Raw genomic sequence first — 18,591 nt, forward strand, 5'->3', positions numbered from 1 at the left:
AATCGCCCGAACAAGAACTCGACCGTGGAGGGCCGATGGCGGATTCCGGCGAAGCATCCGAAACCACCGAGTGGCGGCGGGCTTCGAAGTTCTACCGACGATCCCCTGGCGTCCCGTGGCTGATCGGGTTGGTCGTTATTCCGCTGCTGTTGGGAGTGATCGGCTACGGCTTGCTGGATCGAACGCGTTCGGAGACCAATGAGTCGCCCGGAGCGCTGCCGACGCTGAGCCCGCCGTCGCAGCCGGGGGCGTTGCCGAATACCCCGACCATTCCGCCGATATCGTTGGCACCGGTGTCGGTCATCCGGACGGGCAACGACATCACGCTCCGCGGGGAATTTCCCGACGCCAAAGCCAAGGCGGCCCTGCTGGACGCGGTGATCGCATCGGTCGGTTCGAACGCCAACGTGATCGACTACCTCGGCATCAACCCGGACGTCAACTCGCTCGATTTCTCGGACGCGGGGCCGGTTTTCAACGCCGCAGCGGCGATTCCCGATTTCAGCCTGTCCGTCGAGGGTGACACCATCACGCTGACCGGGACCGCGGCGTCGGCCGATCAGGAGGATGCGGTCGAGCAGGCCGCCGAGGACGCCTGGCCCAACCTGAATCTCGTCAATGAGATGGAGACCAGCGGTCCCGTCATGCCGACCGGACCGCGCTGAGATCGCGGCCGCTGAGGAGAACCCGATATGGACTTCGTCATCCAATGGCTTTGGTATCTATTGGCTTTCGTGGTGGGTTCCGGGGTCGCCTGGGTGATCACCGTGGTGACTGTCCGGCACACCAGCGAAGAGCAGGCCCTCGCCGAGATGCCCGGTTCGCGGGAGATAGGAGCGTCATGACTGACCCGAACTGGTGGTTGATGGTGCTGGCTTTCGCGCTCGGGCTGGCGCTCACCTTCGCGCTGATGATTCGCCGGGTCAAACGTGAAGTGCCCGTTGGGTCTTCGGTTGTCGCTGAGGACGACGCCACGACGGACGGCACTGACGGCTGATCCGCAAGTCAGGGTCAGCGTGGCGGGGGGAGTCGCAGCAGTAGCCGCGCCCCGCCTAACGGGCTGTTCTCCAGAGACGCTGTCCCGCCGTGCAGTTGAGCCTGCTGAGCCACCAGCGCCAGACCCAGACCCGAGCCCGAATGCGACGCCGTCGAGCCGCGCGAGAAGCGCTCGAACACCACTTGCCGTTCCTCTTCGGGTACTCCGCTGCCGTTGTCGTCGACGGTGATCTCAACCCCCGCTCGCGAGCTGACCGCTGACAGCTGAACCCGGCTGGCGCCGCCGTGTTTGACGGCGTTGGCAATCGCGTTGTCGACGGCCAGTCGCAACCCGGCCGGCAGCCCCACGATGATGCACGTCGGCGACGGGACCAGGGAGACGTCGAGATCGGGGTAGACCCGCATGGCGTCGTGGGCGGCGCGATCCAGCAGCTCGGTGATGTCGACCGGCACATGATCGTCCGATGTCGACAACTCACCTTGGGCTAGCCGCTCCAATGCGCTCAGGGTGGCTTCGATGCGCGACTGTGTGCGGATCACGTCGTTGAGCACTTCCTTGCGCTGATCGTCGGGCAGATCCAGGGTGGACAGCACTTCGAGGTTGGTGCGCATTGCGGTTAGCGGGGTGCGTAATTCATGCGACGACACCGCCGCGAAGTCGCGGGCCGACGCGAGTGCGTCTTTGGTGCGGTCCTGCTCGTTCCAGATTCGCTGCAGCATGCCGCGCATCGCCTCGGCGATTTCCACCGCCTCGGTCGCGCCGCGAACTTTCACCTGCGGCGCTTCGTCGCCGGCGTCGATCGCCCGGGTCTGCTGGGCCAGCCGTTTGAACGGCCGCACCGCGAATGCGGCCAGCAGCCAAGCGAATACCGCCGCGGCGCCAATCGCCAAGCCACAGATCAGAATCACTCGCCGATGCCGGTTGTTGGTGCGCAGGATGGTGTCGTCGTAGGTGGCACCCACCTCCACCGAAATCGGTTGCGGCGCCGGGATTTCAACGGTGCGCACGCGGTAGCGGACTCCGTCGACGTAGGTGTCGGCATAACCGACGGGCAGCTCCGGCAGCGTGACGTTTGCGTTGGACGTCACCTGAGTGCCCTTGCGCACGGTAATGACCGTGTTCTGGTCGTTCGGCGATCGGGGAATCTCGTCGAGGCCGCGGGGCAGGAAGGGAATTGCGAAACCTGCCGCCTCGTCGAGTCGGCGGTCCAGCCGCTCTTTGCTGTCGCCGGTGATGCCGACCCATACCACGGTGCCGACGATGAGCACCGGAATCGCGGCGCCGATCGCGGTCGCGATCACCACCCGGGTACGTAGCGAGGGCGTACGGGTCAGGATCCGGGACAAGAAGTTCATGGCCGCATGGTCACTGCATACGCAGTACGAATCCCACTCCACGCACAGTGTGCAGCAGCCGCGGGCCACCGCCGGCCTCCAGTTTGCGCCGCAGGTAGCCGATGAACACGTCGACCACGTTGGTGTCCGCGGCGAAGTCGTAGCCCCACACCAGCTCCAGCAGCTGAGCGCGCGACAGCACCGCGGTCTTGTGCTCGGCCAGCACTGCAAGCAGGTCGAATTCGCGCTTGGTCAGGTCGACGTCGACACCGTTGACTCGGGCCCGGCGGCCGGGAATGTCTACCTCCAGCGGGCCTACCGTGATGGTCTCCGACGACGACGTCGCGGTGGATCCGCGCCGACGCAGCAGCGCTTTGACCCGCGCCACCAGTTCCGCCAGCACGAACGGCTTGACCAGGTAATCGTCGGCGCCGGCCTCCAGACCCATCACCCGGTCGTCGACCGAGCTGCGTGCCGACAGCACGCAGACCGGCACGTCGTTGTCCATGGCGCGCAGCGCGGTGACCACGCTGACGCCGTCCAGCACGGGCATGTTGATGTCGAGCACGATCGCGTCCGGCCGGGTCTCGGTGGCACTGCGCAGCGCCTCGGCGCCGTCGACGGCGGTCGACACTTCGAAACCAGACAACCGAAGGCCACGTTCCAGCGAGGCCAGCACGTCGGAGTCGTCGTCGACGACCAAAACCCGGGGTGAGGTCGCAGCAGTGTCCATGCGCCCATCTTGCCTGATCGAGAGGCTTGGCTGTGGGAGGAGGCGGCCGGGTCGCCGGTCAATCACATGGCCACCATCAGCCACATCCGTATCTGGCGACAACCATGACGTGCTGCTCGAAAGTGATATCGCATCCGCTATCACGTTCGAGAGGGTGCTCGTCCTGCCGCCAGCGCCCCGAAGGGCGGCTGAGGCCGGTGAGGTTAGTCGCGTGGCATCGGCGGCTCGACAAGCCCGATGCGGCGGTAGCGCTGCAACCGCGCCGCCGTGCGCTTGGCGACCGGCACCCCGCGCAGCGCGTGAAGCTCGGCGGCGATCATGCCGGAGAGGCGCTGGGAGAACTCGACGGGCTCGTCGGCGGCATCTGGGTATTCGGGCACCACCACGTCGACGATCCCCGAGGCCACCAGATCCGCCGACCGGATGCCTTGTGCGGCAGCCAGTTCGGCGGCGTGCGCGGTGTCCCGGAAGACGATCGCGCTGGCGCCCTCCGGCGGCAGCGGCGCCAGCCAGCCGTGGCGGGCGGCCAGGACGCGGTCGGCGGGCACCATCGCCAGCGCCGGGCCGCCGCTGCCCTGCCCCAACAGCACCGACACCGTCGGCGTGTCCAGCGTGACCAGGTCGGATAGACATCGGGCGATCTCCCCGGCCAACCCGCCCTCTTCGGCATCGGCCGACAGCGCGGGTCCGGCAGTGTCGATGATCAACACCAGCGGCAGGCGCAATTCGGCGGCCAGCGCCATGCCCCGGCGAGCCTCCCGCAGCGCCGCCGGCCCCACGATCCCGCCGACCACACGCTGTTGGCCGAGGACCACCGCGGGCTGGCCGGCGAACCGGGCCAGCGCCAACAGCGTGGTCGCCGCCTCGCCGGAGCCCGTGCCGGACAGCAGCACCAGGTCGGTCGCGCCATGCCGCAGCAGGTGCTTGACTCCGGGCCGGTCGGGGCGTCGTGATGCGACCACCGAGACCCACGCGTCGACGTCGGACAGTTCGGTGACCGGCGCCGGTGGCGGCGGCGGCCCGGGCTCGTCGGCGATCACCGTCAACGTGCGGTCCAGCGTTTCTCGCAGCTCCGCTAGCGGTACCACGCCGTCGATCACGCCATGGCGCAGCAGGTTCTCTGCGGTCTGGATACCGGCCGGGAACGGTTCGCCGTAGAGCTGCTCGTAGACGCGTGGACCCAAAAAGCCGACCAAAGCTCCGGGCTGGGCGAGCGTGACATGGCCCAGCGATCCCCATGACGCGAACACCCCGCCGGTTGTCGGATGGCGCAGATACACCAGATAGGGCAGGTTCGCGTGCTTGTGCAGCGTGACGGCCGCCGCGATCTTCACCATCTGCAGGAAGGCGACGGTGCCCTCCTGCATCCGGGTGCCCCCGGAGCTCGGTGAGGCCACCAGCGCCAGCCGCTCGGCGGTCGCACGCTCCACAGCGGCCGTGATTCGTTCGGCCGCGGCGACGCCGATCGAGCCACCCAGGAAGCCGAACTCGCCGACGACCACGGCCACCCGCCGGCCGAACACGCGACCTTCGCCGGTCAGCACCGACTCGTCGCGCCCGGTGGCGGCCCGGGCCTTCGCCAGCTCGCGCGCGTAGGCCTCGTTAGTCGGCACGGCCAGCGGCGTGTCGTCCCAGCTGCGAAAGGATCCGTCGTCGAGCACGGCGTCGCGCAGTTCGACGGTCCCGATCCGGCTCACCCGATAAAGCTAACTACGCTTGCCTGCATGATCGGTGTCACCCACGTCGAACTCGTCATGACCATCGAGTTGCAGCGACCCGAGCGGCGCAACGCGCTGAACTCCCAGCTTGTCGAGGAATTGCGGGAGGCCGTGCTGAAGGCATCGGGCGAGAACGTCCGCGCGATCGTGCTGACCGGGCAGGGCACCGTGTTCTGCGCCGGCGCGGACCTGAGCGGCGACGCGTTCGCCGCCGACTACCCGGACCGGCTCGTCGAGCTGCACAAAGTGTTGGATGCCGCGCCGATGCCGATCATCGGGGCCATCAACGGGCCAGCGATCGGCGCCGGGCTTCAGCTGGCGATGCAATGCGACCTGCGGGTGGTGGCACCCGACGCGTTCTTCCAGTTCCCCACATCGAAATACGGCCTGGCGCTGGATAACTGGAGCATCCGCCGATTGGCATCGCTGGTCGGCCATGGCCGCGCACGGGCGATGCTGCTGTCGGCGGAAAAGTTGACCGCCGACGTCGCCCTTCAGACCGGGATGGCCAACCGGATCGGAACGCTGGCCGAGGCACAAGAGTGGGCCGCCGAAATCGCCGGGCTGGCGCCGCTGGCGCTGCAGCACGCCAAGCGGGTGCTCAATGACGACGGCGCCATCGAAGAGCCGTGGCCCGTGCACAAGGAGCTTTTCGACAAGGCGTGGGGCAGTCAGGACGTGATCGAAGCGCAGGTCGCTCGGGTGGAAAAGCGGTCGCCCAAGTTCCAGGGGGCCTGACGGCATGCTGCGCGGAGCGCTGCGACTGGCCGCCGGCACGGTGACGCTGGCCGGCGGCGGGTGGGTGCTACGCGCGGTGCACGGCGCACCGGCGGCCCTCGGCGCGGGCCCGGCCAAGATTCGTGCGGTAGCCGATCGCTCACCCAATTTCCACGACGGCGTTTTCACCAATCTCGAACCGGCGTCCCTGTTCAGCATGGACCGCGAACAACAGCGACTGGTGCTGCGCGAGGTCCTCGGCGGGCGCGCGGCCTCCCGGCCCTCGGCGCCGATTCCGATGGAATCGCCGCCGGGCTGCGACAGCGGCTCGAACGCTCTCGAGGTGTGCTGGTACGGACACGCCACGGCGATGCTCGATATCGACGGCTACCGCGTGCTGACCGATCCGGTGTGGAGTGAGCGCTGCTCGCCCTCCGATGTGATTGGCCCACAGCGGATGCATCCGCCACCGGGCGAGTTGGACGGACTGCCCGCCGTCGACGCCATTGTGATCAGCCACGACCATTACGACCATCTGGACATCGACACCATCTTTGCGTTGGCCCGCAGCCAACGGGCACCGTTTGTCGTCCCACTCGGGGTCGGCGCACACCTGCGCGAATGGGGAATCCCCGAGCAGCGCATCATCGAACTCGACTGGAACGAACGCACTCAGATCGACGAACTCACGCTGGTGTGCACACCCGCGCGGCATTTCTCCGGCCGGTTTTTGAGCCGCAACACCACCCTGTGGTCGTCTTGGGCGATCATCGGTCCGAACCATCGGGCGTTTTTCGCCGGTGACTCCGGCTACACCAGAAGCTTCGAGCAGATCGGCGCCGACCACGGGCCGTTCGACGTGACGCTGATGCCGGTCGGTGCCTACAACAAGGCCTGGCCGGACATCCACATGAATCCCGAGGAAGCGGTCCGGGCACACCTCGACGTCGGTGGCCGACTGTTGGTGCCGATTCACTGGTGTACCTTCCGGCTGGCGCCGCACCCATGGGCCGAACCGATCGAGCGGCTGCTGGCCGCCGCCGAGGCATCCGACGTACACGTGGTCGTGCCCAAGCCCGGCGAACGTGTGGATCCCGCGCGCCCCGCTGAATTCGAACCATGGTGGCGGCATTAAGTCGATGACCGCCTCGCTGAGCGCTGGCCTGTCCGACGCCGAGGTGGCGCAGCGGGTAGCAGACGGTAAGAGCAACGACATCCCCGCGCGCGCGACGCGCAGCGTGCCAGAAATCATCCGCGCCAACGTCTTCACCCGGATCAACGCGATTTTGAGTGTGCTGTTGGTCATCGTGTTGGCGACCGGTTCGGTGATCAATGGCATGTTCGGGTTGCTCATCGTCGCCAACAGCATCGTCGGCATGGTTCAGGAAATCCGGGCCAAGCAGACGTTGGACAAGCTCGCGATCGTCGGGCAGTCAAAACCGGTGGTGCGCCGGCAATCCGGGATTCGCGAGGTGCTTGCCAACGAGGTGGTGCTCGACGACATCATCGAGCTGGGTCCCGGCGACCAGGTCGTCGTCGACGGTGACCTGGTGGAGGCGGCCAACCTCGAGGTCGACGAGTCGCTGCTCACCGGGGAGGCCGATCCCATCGGCAAGAATGCCGGTGATTCGGTCATGTCCGGCAGTTTCGTCGTCGCCGGGATCGGCGCATACCGCGCCACCAAGGTGGGCCGGGAAGCGTATGCGGCCAGGCTGGCCGAGGAAGCCAGCAAGTTCACGCTGGTGAAATCCGAACTGCGCATCGGTATCAACAAAATCCTGCAGTTCATCACTTACCTGCTGGTGCCCGCCGGTCTGCTGACGATCTACAGCCAACTGTTCACCACGCACGCGGGCTGGCGGGAGTCGGTGCTGCGGATGGTCGGCGCGCTGGTGCCGATGGTGCCCGAAGGCCTGGTGCTGATGACCTCGATTGCGTTCGCGGTCGGCGTCATTCGGCTCGGCCAGCGGCAGTGCCTGGTGCAGGAATTGCCCGCCATCGAGGGTCTGGCCCGAGTCGACGTGGTCTGCGCGGACAAGACCGGCACGCTGACTGAAAGCGGGATGCGGGTCTCGGAGGTCGTCGAGGTCGGCGATTCGAGCCCACACCGCGATGACATCACCGATGCGCTGGCCTCGCTGGCTGTCGCCGACGCCCGGCCGAACGCCAGCATGCAGGCCATCGGCAGCGCCTATAACCGGCCGCCCGGCTGGGTGGCGACCGCGATGGCGCCGTTCAAATCGGCGACCAAGTGGAGCGGCGCCTCCTACCGCGACCACGGCAACTGGGTGATCGGTGCGCCCGATGTGTTGGCCGATCCGACATCGGCGGCCGCCGAGCGGGCCGAACAGATCGGCGCGCGCGGACTGCGCGTCCTGCTGCTGGGATCCAGTGATGTGTCTGTCGAGCATCCCGACGCGCCCGGCCGGGTGACGCCCATCGCGCTGGTCGTTCTCGAGCAGAAGGTGCGTCCGGATGCTCGTAAGACATTGGAATACTTTGCTGCACAGCAGGTCTCGATCAAAGTTATCTCCGGCGACAACGCGGTGTCGGTCGGTGCGATCGCCGACAAGCTTGGCCTGCACGGCGCGACCATGGATGCACGACGACTACCCACCGAGCCGGCCGAGTTGGCCGACACGCTGGATCAGTACACGACCTTCGGTCGGGTGCGCCCCGACCAGAAGCGGGCAATCGTGCATGCGCTGCAGGCGCATGGGCACACGGTGGCGATGACGGGCGACGGAGTCAACGATGTGCTGGCGCTCAAAGACGCCGACATCGGCGTCGCGATGGGATCGGGCAGCCCCGCATCGCGCGCGGTGGCACAGATCGTGTTGCTGGACAACAAATTCGCCACGTTGCCCTACGTCGTCGGCGAGGGCCGCCGGGTGATTGGCAACATCGAGCGGGTCGCGAATCTGTTCTTGACCAAAACGGTGTACTCGGTATTGCTGGCGCTGCTGGTGGGTATTGCCGGGCTGGGTTCGAAGCTGTTCGGCGCCGATCCGTTGCTGTATCCCTTTCAGCCCATCCATGTCACGATCGCGGCCTGGTTCACGATCGGTATTCCGGCGTTCATTCTGTCGCTGGCGCCCAACAACGAGCGCGCCCACCCCGGCTTTGTCCGCAGGGTAATGACGTCCGCGCTGCCCTTCGGGCTCGTCGTCGGCATTGCCACCTTCGTCTCGTATCTGGCGGCCTATCAGGGCCGGGCGGCCAGCCCGGAACAGCAGACCCAAGCGTCGACCGGTGCGCTGATTACGTTGCTGATGACCGCGATCTGGGTGCTCGCCGTGGTGGCGCGCCCGTATCAGTGGTGGCGGTTGGCGCTGGTAAGCGCGTCGGGGCTGGCGTACGCGGTGATTCTCAGTCTGCCGCTGGCACAGGAGAAGTTCCTGCTGGATCCCTCCAACGTGGTTATCACGTCGACGGCAATGGGTATCGGCGTGCTCGGAGCGGCGGCGGTCGAGGCGGTGTGGTGGATTCAAGGCTTTGTTCTGGGCGAACGCCGGCAGTTGTGGCAATAGCGGCAGACGGTAAGAATGGCCGGGCGATAGGCTCTGCAACTGAAGGGAGGGACTCATGGGATTCCTGGACAAGGCCAAGGATCTGCTGTCGCAGAACGCCGACAAAGTCGAGCAGGCGATCGACAAAGCAGGTGACTTCGTCGACACCAAGACTCAAGGCAAGTACAAGGACACCGTCGACAAAGTGCAGGACGCGGCCAAAAAAGCCGTCGACAAGGGCGACCCGCAGAACTAGCCATGGCAAAACTCTCCGGCTCCATCGATGTGCCCCTGCCGCCTGAGCAGGCCTGGACACACGCCTCCGACCTCTCCCGCTTCAAGGAATGGCTGACCATCCACCGGGTCTGGCGCAGCAAACTTCCTGAAACCCTGGAAAAGGGCACGGTCATCGAGTCGATCGTGGAAGTCAAGGGCATGCCCAACCGGATCAAATGGACGATCGTGCATTACAAGCCACCGGAGGCCATGACCCTCAACGGTCAGGGTGTCGGCGGTGTGAAGGTCAAGCTGCTCGCCAAAGTCAAACCCAACGGCGACGGCTCCGTCGTGAGTTTCGATGTGCATCTGGGTGGTCCGGCACTGTTCGGTCCGATCGGCATGGTGGTCGCCGGTGCGCTCAAGGGCGATATCCGCGAGTCATTGCAGAAGTTCGTCACGGTATTCGCCCCGGCGTGAGCCGGATTCGTGACACCGCGATGAGTTTGTGCGGCAGCGGTAGTCGGTATTGGTGAACCCCGTACGGGGCTAGACCGCACCGAAGGAGAACACCGTGCCCATTCGTCACGGCGCGCCGCTGGGCGCGCCCACCTGGATCGACCTGATGTCGTCGGACCTCGACCGTGCCCAAGATTTCTACGGCACGGTGTTCGGCTGGTCCTTCGAATCGGCGGGCCCCGAATACGGCGGCTACCTCAACGTCACCACCGCCGGGCGGCCTGTTGCCGGGCTGATGGCCAACAATCCGGAATGGCAGGGTCCCGACGCGTGGACCATCTACTTTCACACCGCAGACGTCAGCGCCACCGTCTCGGCGTTGACTGCGGCCGGTGGCTCGTCATGCCTTGCGCCGATGGAGATACCGGCCAAGGGAACCATGAGCATGGCCACCGACCCGTCCGGCGCAGCGTTCGGCTTGTGGCAGCCCGCCGAGCACCTCGGGTTCGAGGTGATCGGTGAAGCCGGCGCGCCGGTCTGGCACCAGCTGACGACGCGTGACTACGACGCCGCGGTCGGCTTCTACCGCGAGATATTCGGGTGGCGGACCGAGCAGATCTCCGATACCGACGAATTCCGTTACACCACGGCATGGTTCGGCGATCAGCAGTTGCTCGGGGTGATGGACGGCAGTAGTTGTCTGCCCGACGGCGTCCCGTCCCACTGGACGACCTTCTTCGGCGCCGAGGACGTCGACAAGACGCTGCAGGTGATTGCCGACAACGGCGGCACGGTGCTGCAGGCCGCCGAGGACACCCCGTACGGGCGGCTGGCTGCGGCGACCGACCCGACGGGTGCGGTGTTCAACCTGTCCTCGCTGCAGGATTAATCTGCGCCGAGACCGAAATCGGCGTAGTCGAAACCGGGCACCACGACGCAGCTGACCAGGCTGGGCTCGTCGTCGCGCGGTCTGGCCCGCTGCCAGTGCCGTGGCGGCACCAGCAGCTGGGGTCGCTCACCGGCCAGGATGTCGCTCCCGAGCACATGCGTTGTGCTGCTGTGCCGTTCGGCTCCGATGTCGAGCAGCAACGGACTGCCGCGATGATGCAGCCACAATTCGGCGCTGCGCACGGTGTGCCATGCCGATTGCTGGCCCGGCATCAGCAGCAGCAAGATGGCTGTTCCGGCGCTGCGGGGCCCGGTGTAGTCGGGCGGCAGCGCAGATTGCCCGATCGTGACATCACTGCGCCAGGTCTGCCGGAACCAGCCGCCCTCGGGGTTGGGCGTCAGGTCCAGCTGGCGTGCCCAATCGGGCAGCTCGGTCATCACATGCACCGCCTTTAACGTCGAATTCCACCCTAGAGCGTGCCGAACAGCGAAGTCACTCGTGCGCGCTACTGTCGCAGTATGTCCCGCCTGCATCCCGGTTGGCTGGTTGCGCTGTTCGCTGCGGTGGTGTCGATCAGCACGTGGCTGCCGTGGTTGGCGACGAGTGTCAACGGCGGCGGCCGGGCGAACGCCATCGGCGGCAGCATGGGAAGCCTGGATTTGCCGCGAGGATTTGGGACCGGGCAGCTGATCGTCTTGCTTTCGTCGACGCTGCTGGTGGCCGGCGCGATGGTTGGCCGCGGCCTGTCGGCCAAGCTGGCATCGATTGCCGCGCTAATCCTTTCACTGCTGATCGCGGCGTTGACACTGTGGTACTACGACGTCAATGTCAGTCCGCCGGTGTCGGCGGCCTACGGCTTGTATGTCGGTGTCGTCGGCGCCGCCGGCGCGGTCATTTGTTCAGTGTGGGCGCTGGCGTCCTCGCTCTATCGGGACCGCGGGATCAGACCGCGCTGACCTCTGCACCTGCCAACCGCCGCGCACACTGGTCGCAGCTCAACTCGCCGATGAAGGACGCGCCGCAGGTGCGATGTGTCAGCAGCACCGCCGGTCCCTCGGGGGCGCGAAACCATTGCTGTCCGTATTGCAGTGTGGTGATCAGCACGGGGAAGAATGCCCGCCCTTTTTCGGTGAGTTGGTAGCGAGCGCTTTGCGGGCCGTCCTGCCGCGGCGACGACAGCACGCCGTTCGCGCAGAATGTCTGCAGCCGGCCGGCCAGCAGCGTGGGCGGCGCCCCAAGCTGGTACTGAAAGTCGGTGTAGCGGGTGGTTCCCAAGAATGCGCACACCAATAATGCTGCTGACCAACGGTTCCCGAATACGCTCATCGTCTCGGGGAAAAGCCCCGCCTGCGTCTTCCCCTTGCCGGGCGATGTTCGGCGACGGGTCACCGCTTCGGGCACCGACCGCGACCAGCCGCCGCTGGGACCCCAACGGGCCGCCACCTGCTTCTCGGTCGCTACTTGGGCGCATGATCGGCACGTCAACAACGGCGTGAAGTCACTGCCGCAGGCGTGGTGGCGCATGTCGGGAAGTCGGGGGGTATGTTCGGACGCCCAGCGCCGTTCCCACTCCCAAATCGACAGCAGCACAGGCCACAACGCCCGGCCACGCTCGGTGAGCCGATATTCGGCGCGGACCGGGCGGGTCTGGTAGATGGTTCGGTTCAACAACTCGTTCTGCGTCAGCGCCTGCAGCCGGTTGGCGAGTACAGAATTGGAGATCGGCAACCGCGCCGTGAACTCGCCGTAGCGGGTCACTCCCAATAGCGCCTGCTGGATGATCAGCAGCGTCCACTCGTCGCCGAGCAATCCGAGGATCCGGCCCACCGCATTAGTGCCTCCGGGAACAAGTGCGGTTGGCACCTAGAGCCCGATCGCCTCGGCCGGCGAGTCGACGGATTCCCACCGCCGCAACTGCGGACCGGGCGCCCAGGTGGAATGGGTGCCGCTGGAAATACGTTCCGGCAGCGAGAGTTTGCATACCGGGCCGTCGCTGAGTCGTGCGGCGTCGAAGATCAAACAGTAGGAGGCGTCGGCGTTCATGTCGGTGGTCAGCGTGATCAAATAACCGTCGTCTTCGCTGCCGCCGCCTGGCCGCGGAGCCATCGCGGTCTCGCTTCCGTAGACGCCGTCAGCGAATGCATAGCGCTGTTCGCGACCGGTGAGCACGTCGTGTTTGACCAGGCCGTCGAACAGGAACCAGCCGGGCTTACCGGTGGCGGCGTAAGCATAGCGGTAGTCGCGGGCGGCGTAGTCGGCATTGATCATGCCGAACTCGGTGATCGTCTCCGATAGCTGTTCTTCTCGCACCGAACCGGTCACCAAGTCGAGCCGCCACCGGTGTAGCCGGGCCTGCATGCGATCGAGAGCCAGGAAGCGAAAGGCCCGTTGCCATTTGGTGCCGGTGCCGGTGTCGGCCGGCTCCGGGTCGGCCTGGAAGAAGCCGTCCAGCACGATCTCGTCGCCGTCCTCGTAGGCGTTGACGAAATGCAGCACGAACGTCGGCTCGGCTTCGAACCATCGAATGTCGGCAGTCTGCCCGCGCCGCGGCATTACCGCGAACCGCGACGGCATCTCGCGATGGAACCGCGCCACGTGCAGATCGCGGGCCAGTAGCTCGGGCTCCCAGAACAGCGGAAAATCGTTGAGGATGACGTAATTTTCGGTGAAAGCCATGTCGTGTGGCAGCCGCGGCCCCGGTAACGGGACATCGACATAGTGCACCAGGTTGTTGTCGGCGTCGACGACGCCGTAGTGCATGTACGGTGCGTGCTTGCTGTAGTTGAAGAACAACAGTTCGCCGGTCGTGGTGTCGATTTTCGGATGCGCCGACACTCCCCAGCCGACGGGAAAGTTGCCGTTCCACTGTGCTTTTCCAAGGGTTTCGGCGGAGTACGGGTCGAGCCGATACAGATCACCACACTGATAAAAGCTGGTCAACGCGGTTCCCCGATGCACGACGACGTCGGTGCTCGACGCGTCCTTCATCCTGCCCCGAGCGCCCCACCCATCGTCGCGCCGAGCCAGAGACGGTGGCTCGGCCAGGCCTGGCCACAGCGGTCCACCGGCCTTGTTTTCGGCCAGGAAGCCGTCGGTGCGGATGAACCGGTTGCGGTAGAAGGCTTTTCCATCGCGGAAGCCGACGACATGCAGCATCCCGTCGCCGTCGAAGGGGTGGTATGTCTTCAACGCCGGGTGTAGCGGATTTTCGGTGTTGCGCAGATACACACCGTCGAGATCGCGGGGGATTTCGCCCTCGACGGCGGTCAGGTCGTCGGCATCCCATTCGGTGCTCTGGGGTCGCCACGGACCCGTCCGGTAGGGGTGGTCGTCGTCCTCGGGGAGCGTGGACAGGAACTTGCCGACGATCTCGACGTCCACGTGATCAGCCCGCTACTGCACCGACGACGAAGCTGACCGTGGTCGCGGTGCTCCCGCCAAAGTTCAACGTGGCAAACGTTTTCGCATTTTCGACCTGATAGTCGCCGGCTGTTCCGCTGACCTGCTTGGCCGCGTCGACGAGCATCCGTATCCCGGATGCGCCGACGGGATGTCCGCCGCCGATCAGCCCGCCGCTGGGATTGACCGGCAGCCGGCCACCGATTTGGAGCTCGCCGTTTTCGATGGCCTTCCACGATTCGCCGGGGCCGGTCAGGCCGATGTGGTCGATTGCCAAGTATTCGCTCGGGGTGAAGCAGTCGTGCACCTCGATGCCATCGAGCTCGTCGACCGATACCGCAGCGCGGCCGAGCGCATCCAGTGCTGCCGCTCGCACATGCGGTAGGACATACGGGTTTTCGGCTGCGCGGTCAAGCTTTTGCCGCAGTCCTAGCCCAACGGTGCGATGCCCCCACCCAACGATGCGGCCGAGGGGTCGCGCGGTGGGATGCTCGCGCAGGTAGCGATCGGTGACCAGGACTAGTCCTGCTCCGCCGTCGGTCATCTGGCTGCAGTCGAACCGCCGCAGCCGGCCCTCGATGACGGGGTTGGCGGCGTCGTCGTCGCTGATCGGGTCGGGCACCGTCCAGTCGCGGGTTTGCGCGTTGGGATTTCGACGTGCGTTGGCAAAGCTGAGTTCTGCGATCGCGCGCAGATGAGTGTCGTCCAAGCCGTAGCGGCGGTCATACTCGTCGGCGACCTGAGCGAACATCGAGGGCCACAGAAACTTCGCCTCGGCCCCTTCGTGTCCGGTCCAGGCGGCGGCGCCCAGGTGCTGGGCGGCGACGTCGCCGGGGACGGTCTTCTCCAACTCGACGCCGAGGATTAGCGCGGTGTCGTAGTTTCCCGAGCGCAGATCCGCGATCGCCGCCAGCGTCGCCACGCTGCCCGAGGCGCAAGCGGCCTCGTGGCGCGACGCCGGCACGTCCCACAGCGCCTCGCAGACGCTGGCCGGCATCGCGCCGAGGTGAGCCTGTGCGGCAAACATCTCCCCGAACGCGTTGCCGACGTGGACCACGCCGATCTCGGCGCCATCCAGCTTGGCCACGGCGAGGGTGGCATCGACAACTTCGCGGGTCAGATCCGCAAAGTCGAGACCTTCCTTGGTGAGGTTGCGTGCGAAGTCGCTTTGGTAGCCGCCGAGAATCCACACACCCGGGTCCATAGCCCGCACGCTACTACAATTAAGAGAGTGACATAAGCCCCTTCAATGGAACGGTCGACGCGGGGGTTGCCGGCGGAGACGGTCTCGTCGGCTCTCGGCTGAACCGACGAGACCTGAGCGGGTACGACGGTCGACCGACGTACCCGCCTGGTGCAAGCACATTGCCATTGGCGGCGATTGACAAACATCGTGGCCGGTGGCTGGTCGGTCCGCATGATGGGCTGCGGTGACCGGGCTTAGCGTTGATATTCTTGTGGCAGAAGGTTTTTGGCGGGTGAGATCTGCTTCAAGATCGACAACGGCGAAGTCTTATTAGACAGCTGCCGGTCGGGTGCGTACCCGTTGCGGCCACCAGAACCAGCGGCCCAGCAGCGCGGCGATCGACGGTGTCATGAACGAGCGGACCACCAAGGTGTCGAACAGCAGGCCCAGGCCAATCGTGGTGCCGACCTGTCCGAGGCCACGCAGCTCGCTGACCACCATCGAGGACATGGTGAAGGCGAACACCAGCCCGGCTGAGGTGACGACCGAGCCGCTGCCGCCCATCGCCCGGATGATGCCGGTCTTCAGCCCGGCGTGGATCTCCTCTTTGAACCGCGCCACCAGCAGCAGGTTGTAGTCCGACCCGACCGCCAGCAGGATGATGAGCGCCATGGGCAGCACCCACCAATCCAGTTCGAGGCCGATGAGGTGCTGCCAGATGAGCACCGACAGGCCGAAGGCACTGCCCAGCGACAGCGTCACCGTACCCACGATGACGGCGGCCGCGATCACGCTTCGGGTGATGATCAGCATGATGATGAAAATCAGGCACAGCGATGCGATCCCGACGATGACCAGGTCATAACTCGTGCCCGTGGCGAGGTCCTTGTACATGGCCGCTGCACCGCCGAGGTAAATTTTGGAGCCTTCCAGCGGGGTGCCTTTGATGGCCTCGTGTACGGCGTGTTTGACCGGCTCGACGCGCGAGATGCCCTCCGTCGACATGGGTTCGCCCTCGTGGGAGATGATCATTCGCACGGCGTGGCCATCGGGGGACAAGAACATCTTCAGGCCGCGCTTGAAATCGGGGTTGTCGAATGCTTCGGGCGGCAGATAGAACGAGTCGTCGTTTTTGGCTTCGTCGAAGGCGTGGCCCATCGCCGACTGGTTTTTCATCATTTCTGCCATCTGATCCTGCAGCCCGCCCATGGTCTGCTGCATGGTCAGCTGCGTGATCCGCATGCTTTTCATGGTCTGGATCATCGGCGGCATGACCGTGAGCATCTGCGGGATCAGCGTGTCCAGGCGGTCCAGGTCGGGCATCAGATTGCTGATGTCATCGGTCATGATGTCGATGCTGTCGAAGGCTTCGAACACCGAGCGCAGCGACCAGCAGATCGGGATGTCATAGCAGTGCTTTTCCCAATAGAAGTAACTGCGGATCGGGCGCCACATGTCTTCGAAATCGGCCATGTGTTCTCGTAGTTCTTGGATGTGCTCCTCTACTAGATGCATCTTGGTGACCATGCTGTGGGTGGTCTCGGCCATGCCGCGGGTGATCTCGAGCATCGCTTCCATGCTGTCGATGCTGCGTTGCATGTCTTCGCCCATCACCAACATGTCTTTCATGCGGTCTTGCATGTATTGCATGTTCAGTTGCTGGGTGGTGCCTTGCATGCTGATCGCAAACGGGATCGAGGCGTGGTTGATCGGGGTCCCCAGGGGTCGGGTGATGGCCTGCACCCGGCCGATGCCCGAGGTGCGAAACACGGCCTTGGCCACTTTGTCGATGACCAAGAAGTCGGCGGGGTTGCGCATGTCGTGGTCGGTTTCGACCAGCAACAGATCCGGGTTCATCCGGGCCTGCGAGAAATGCCGGTCCGCAGCCGCATAGCCCTCGTTCGCCGGGATGTCAGCCGGCAGATATTTACGATCGTTGTAGCCGGCCTTGTAGCCCGGCAGGGTGATCAGCCCGACCAGCGCAACCGCCACCGTCGCGACCAACACCGGCCCGGGCCAGCGCACGACGGCCGCGCCGATCTTGCGCCAGCCCCGAATCCGCATGGCCCGCTTGGGTTCCAGCAGCCCGAACCGGCTGGCCCCCACCACGACAGCCGCACCCAACGTCATCGCGGCAGCGACAGTCACGAGCATGCCGATGGCCAACGGGACACCCAGGGACTGGAAGTAGGGCATCCGGGTGAAGCGCAAGCAGAACGTCGCACCGGCGATCGTCAGCCCCGAGCCCAAGATCACATGGCTGGTTCCGCGATACATCGTGTAGAACGCATTCTCGCGGTCCTCGCCGGCGCTGCGCGCTTCTTGATAGCGGCCGATCAGGAAGATCGCGTAGTCGGTCGAGGCGGCGATCGCCAGCATCACCAGCAGATTGGTCGCGAACGTCGAGAGCCCAATCAGGTTGTGGTAGGCCAGGAATGCCACGAAGCCGCGGGTCGCTGCGAGGTTGAGGAAGACCGTCGCCAGCATTAACAGCACCGTGGCTACGGAGCGGTAGAAGTACAGCAGCATGCTGGTGATCACCAGGAACGTGAGCCCGGTGATCAGCTGGAGGCTGCGGTCGCCGGCAATATTCTGGTCAGCCTGGAGCGGAGCATCGCCGGTCACGTAGGCGTCGACTCCGGGCGGTGCGGGCGTCTTCTTGATGATGTCCTGAACGGCCTTGACCGACTCGTTGGCCAGGCTCTCGCCCTGATTGCCCGCGAGATAGACCTGGACGTAGGCGGCCAGGCCGTCGGGGCTTTGCGAGCCGGCCGCGGTCAGCGGATCACTCCAGAAGTCCTGGACGTTCTGGACGTGTTTGGTGTCGGCCCGCAATTGAGCGACCAATTGGTTGTAGTACTCATGGGCCGCATCACCCAGTGGCTGCTGACCCTCGAGCACGATCATCGCCGAGCTGTCGGAGTCGAATTCTTTGAAGACCTTGCCGACGCGTTTGATCGCGATCATCGACGGCGCGTCCTGAGGATTCATGGACACCGTGCGCATCTGCCCCACTACTTCTAACTGGGGGACGACGACGTTCAGTAGCACCGTGAGCGCGAGCCACGCGAGGATGATCGGCACCGCCAGCCGGTGAATCCACAGCGGCAAGCGCTCCCGCACCGCTTGGACCGGGGCAGGCATGGCGTCGGTCGGCGCCTCGGTAACGTCGGCGCTCATGTGGGCGTTCACGCCGCTCGAGATCCTCTCTTCGTTGAAGCCACCGTAGCTAATAGGCGCTCCTGTCAAGGATCAGCCGAAGTAACTGTCAAGCATCAGCCGAAGTAATACAGGCGACGAGTGCCCAGGCAGTGTGTGATTTCAGTGCCCCCGGCAGGATTCGAACCTGCGACACCGGCTTTAGGAGAGCCGTGCTCTATCCCCTGAGCTACGAGGGCGGGGAGACTGGTTGGATCGTGGATGAAATCCTGGCG

At 65.3% G+C, this 18,591-nt stretch carries 18 protein-coding genes and 1 tRNA gene; 10 read left to right on the forward strand and 9 right to left on the reverse strand.

The features are described from left to right. Nucleotides 1-35: 35 nt before the first annotated feature. From A5707_RS04370 to A5707_RS23680, 3 genes are read left to right on the forward strand one after another with little or no spacing between them, the layout of a single operon-like run. Nucleotides 36-665 (forward strand): BON domain-containing protein, encoded by a 630-nt coding sequence (locus A5707_RS04370; protein ID WP_065013294.1) that lies wholly within the window; start codon nucleotides 36-38, stop codon nucleotides 663-665. A 27-nt stretch (nucleotides 666-692) separates the two neighbouring features. Then, nucleotides 693-845 (forward strand): hypothetical protein, encoded by a 153-nt coding sequence (locus tag A5707_RS24065; RefSeq protein WP_197495243.1) that lies wholly within the window; start codon nucleotides 693-695, stop codon nucleotides 843-845. Then, the gene (locus A5707_RS23680; RefSeq protein ID WP_156657551.1) at nucleotides 842-997 is read left to right on the forward strand and encodes a hypothetical protein; all 156 of its coding nucleotides are present in this window, start codon (nucleotides 842-844) and stop codon (nucleotides 995-997) included. Before A5707_RS24065 ends, A5707_RS23680 begins: the two co-directional genes overlap by 4 nt. Before the next feature lie 14 nt (nucleotides 998-1,011). Here A5707_RS23680 and A5707_RS04375 read toward each other — a convergent pair whose 3' ends face one another. From A5707_RS04375 to A5707_RS04385, 3 genes are all read right to left on the reverse strand, one after another. Beyond that, nucleotides 1,012-2,352, reverse strand: coding sequence for a sensor histidine kinase (locus A5707_RS04375; RefSeq protein WP_065013295.1), 1,341 nt, complete (start codon nucleotides 2,350-2,352; stop codon nucleotides 1,012-1,014). Between the two features lie 10 nt (nucleotides 2,353-2,362). Further along, nucleotides 2,363-3,064: a two-component system response regulator PrrA gene (gene prrA, locus A5707_RS04380; protein ID WP_065013296.1), complete on the reverse strand. Its 702-nt coding sequence runs from the start codon at nucleotides 3,062-3,064 to the stop codon at nucleotides 2,363-2,365. A 203-nt stretch (nucleotides 3,065-3,267) separates the two neighbouring features. Next, on the reverse strand, nucleotides 3,268-4,761 hold the full coding sequence (locus A5707_RS04385) for a carboxyl transferase domain-containing protein (RefSeq protein WP_065013297.1): 1,494 nt from the start codon (nucleotides 4,759-4,761) through the stop codon (nucleotides 3,268-3,270). A gap of 27 nt (nucleotides 4,762-4,788) precedes the next feature. Between A5707_RS04385 and A5707_RS04390 the strand changes: the two genes are divergently transcribed. The 6 genes from A5707_RS04390 to A5707_RS04415 all read left to right on the forward strand — a co-directional run bounded on the left by A5707_RS04390 (nucleotide 4,789) and on the right by A5707_RS04415 (nucleotide 10,572). Continuing rightward, complete coding sequence (locus tag A5707_RS04390; protein WP_065013298.1) at nucleotides 4,789-5,520, forward strand: enoyl-CoA hydratase; 732 nt, start codon at nucleotides 4,789-4,791, stop codon at nucleotides 5,518-5,520. A 4-nt stretch (nucleotides 5,521-5,524) separates the two neighbouring features. Continuing rightward, complete coding sequence (locus A5707_RS04395; protein WP_156657553.1) at nucleotides 5,525-6,634, forward strand: MBL fold metallo-hydrolase; 1,110 nt, start codon at nucleotides 5,525-5,527, stop codon at nucleotides 6,632-6,634. Between the two features lie 4 nt (nucleotides 6,635-6,638). Next, nucleotides 6,639-9,029: a cation-translocating P-type ATPase gene (locus tag A5707_RS04400; protein WP_065013299.1), complete on the forward strand. Its 2,391-nt coding sequence runs from the start codon at nucleotides 6,639-6,641 to the stop codon at nucleotides 9,027-9,029. Nucleotides 9,030-9,084: 55 nt separating this feature from the next. Continuing rightward, nucleotides 9,085-9,264 carry an antitoxin gene (locus A5707_RS04405; RefSeq protein ID WP_065013300.1) on the forward strand — a complete coding sequence of 60 codons (180 nt, stop codon included), beginning with the start codon at nucleotides 9,085-9,087 and terminating at the stop codon, nucleotides 9,262-9,264. A 2-nt stretch (nucleotides 9,265-9,266) separates the two neighbouring features. Further along, a complete protein-coding gene (locus A5707_RS04410; RefSeq protein WP_065013301.1) occupies nucleotides 9,267-9,704 on the forward strand; it encodes an SRPBCC family protein in 438 nt (145 codons plus the stop codon). Nucleotides 9,705-9,798: 94 nt separating this feature from the next. Continuing rightward, the gene (locus A5707_RS04415; RefSeq protein ID WP_065013302.1) at nucleotides 9,799-10,572 is read left to right on the forward strand and encodes a VOC family protein; all 774 of its coding nucleotides are present in this window, start codon (nucleotides 9,799-9,801) and stop codon (nucleotides 10,570-10,572) included. Here the strand turns inward: A5707_RS04415 and A5707_RS04420 are convergent. Then, nucleotides 10,569-11,009, reverse strand: coding sequence for a cupin domain-containing protein (locus tag A5707_RS04420; RefSeq protein ID WP_065013303.1), 441 nt, complete (start codon nucleotides 11,007-11,009; stop codon nucleotides 10,569-10,571). The genes A5707_RS04415 and A5707_RS04420 overlap by 4 nt on opposite strands. 81 nt (nucleotides 11,010-11,090) lie before the next feature. Here A5707_RS04420 and A5707_RS04425 point away from each other — a divergent pair, with 81 nt between their 5' ends. Further along, nucleotides 11,091-11,528, forward strand: coding sequence for a hypothetical protein (locus A5707_RS04425; protein ID WP_065013304.1), 438 nt, complete (start codon nucleotides 11,091-11,093; stop codon nucleotides 11,526-11,528). Here the strand turns inward: A5707_RS04425 and A5707_RS04430 are convergent. The 5 genes from A5707_RS04430 to A5707_RS04450 form a co-directional block, all read right to left on the reverse strand. Next, nucleotides 11,515-12,435: a winged helix-turn-helix transcriptional regulator gene (locus A5707_RS04430; RefSeq protein ID WP_065013305.1), complete on the reverse strand. Its 921-nt coding sequence runs from the start codon at nucleotides 12,433-12,435 to the stop codon at nucleotides 11,515-11,517. The genes A5707_RS04425 and A5707_RS04430 overlap by 14 nt on opposite strands. Next, on the reverse strand, nucleotides 12,436-13,953 hold the full coding sequence (locus A5707_RS04435) for a carotenoid oxygenase family protein (RefSeq protein ID WP_065013306.1): 1,518 nt from the start codon (nucleotides 13,951-13,953) through the stop codon (nucleotides 12,436-12,438). A 4-nt stretch (nucleotides 13,954-13,957) separates the two neighbouring features. Next, nucleotides 13,958-15,175 (reverse strand): acetyl-CoA acetyltransferase, encoded by a 1,218-nt coding sequence (locus tag A5707_RS04440; RefSeq protein WP_065013307.1) that lies wholly within the window; start codon nucleotides 15,173-15,175, stop codon nucleotides 13,958-13,960. A 312-nt stretch (nucleotides 15,176-15,487) separates the two neighbouring features. Beyond that, nucleotides 15,488-18,337 carry an RND family transporter gene (locus A5707_RS04445; RefSeq protein ID WP_065013308.1) on the reverse strand — a complete coding sequence of 950 codons (2,850 nt, stop codon included), beginning with the start codon at nucleotides 18,335-18,337 and terminating at the stop codon, nucleotides 15,488-15,490. A gap of 145 nt (nucleotides 18,338-18,482) precedes the next feature. Further along, nucleotides 18,483-18,555, reverse strand: a tRNA-Arg gene (locus tag A5707_RS04450). Nucleotides 18,556-18,591 lie beyond the last annotated feature (36 nt).

The organism is Mycobacterium kyorinense (genome assembly GCF_001672775.1).
Taxonomy (GTDB): domain Bacteria; phylum Actinomycetota; class Actinomycetes; order Mycobacteriales; family Mycobacteriaceae; genus Mycobacterium; species Mycobacterium kyorinense_A.

What these genes read in the sequence shown, in the direction of transcription:
- A5707_RS23680 (WP_156657551.1), top strand. Translation starts at nt 842, where the DNA reads ATGACTGACCCGAACTGGTGGTTGATGGTGCTGGCTTTCGCGCTCGGG.
- A5707_RS04390 (WP_065013298.1), top strand. Translation starts at nt 4,789, where the DNA reads ATGATCGGTGTCACCCACGTCGAACTCGTCATGACCATCGAGTTGCAG.
- A5707_RS04425 (WP_065013304.1), top strand. Translation starts at nt 11,091, where the DNA reads ATGTCCCGCCTGCATCCCGGTTGGCTGGTTGCGCTGTTCGCTGCGGTG.
- A5707_RS04375 (WP_065013295.1), bottom strand. Translation starts at nt 2,352, where the DNA reads ATGAACTTCTTGTCCCGGATCCTGACCCGTACGCCCTCGCTACGTACC.
- A5707_RS04445 (WP_065013308.1), bottom strand. Translation starts at nt 18,337, where the DNA reads ATGAGCGCCGACGTTACCGAGGCGCCGACCGACGCCATGCCTGCCCCG.
- A5707_RS04410 (WP_065013301.1), top strand. Translation starts at nt 9,267, where the DNA reads ATGGCAAAACTCTCCGGCTCCATCGATGTGCCCCTGCCGCCTGAGCAG.
- A5707_RS04400 (WP_065013299.1), top strand. Translation starts at nt 6,639, where the DNA reads ATGACCGCCTCGCTGAGCGCTGGCCTGTCCGACGCCGAGGTGGCGCAG.
- A5707_RS04395 (WP_156657553.1), top strand. Translation starts at nt 5,525, where the DNA reads ATGCTGCGCGGAGCGCTGCGACTGGCCGCCGGCACGGTGACGCTGGCC.
- A5707_RS04370 (WP_065013294.1), top strand. Translation starts at nt 36, where the DNA reads ATGGCGGATTCCGGCGAAGCATCCGAAACCACCGAGTGGCGGCGGGCT.
- A5707_RS04405 (WP_065013300.1), top strand. Translation starts at nt 9,085, where the DNA reads ATGGGATTCCTGGACAAGGCCAAGGATCTGCTGTCGCAGAACGCCGAC.
- A5707_RS04440 (WP_065013307.1), bottom strand. Translation starts at nt 15,175, where the DNA reads ATGGACCCGGGTGTGTGGATTCTCGGCGGCTACCAAAGCGACTTCGCA.
- A5707_RS24065 (WP_197495243.1), top strand. Translation starts at nt 693, where the DNA reads ATGGACTTCGTCATCCAATGGCTTTGGTATCTATTGGCTTTCGTGGTG.
- prrA (WP_065013296.1), bottom strand. Translation starts at nt 3,064, where the DNA reads ATGGACACTGCTGCGACCTCACCCCGGGTTTTGGTCGTCGACGACGAC.
- A5707_RS04420 (WP_065013303.1), bottom strand. Translation starts at nt 11,009, where the DNA reads ATGACCGAGCTGCCCGATTGGGCACGCCAGCTGGACCTGACGCCCAAC.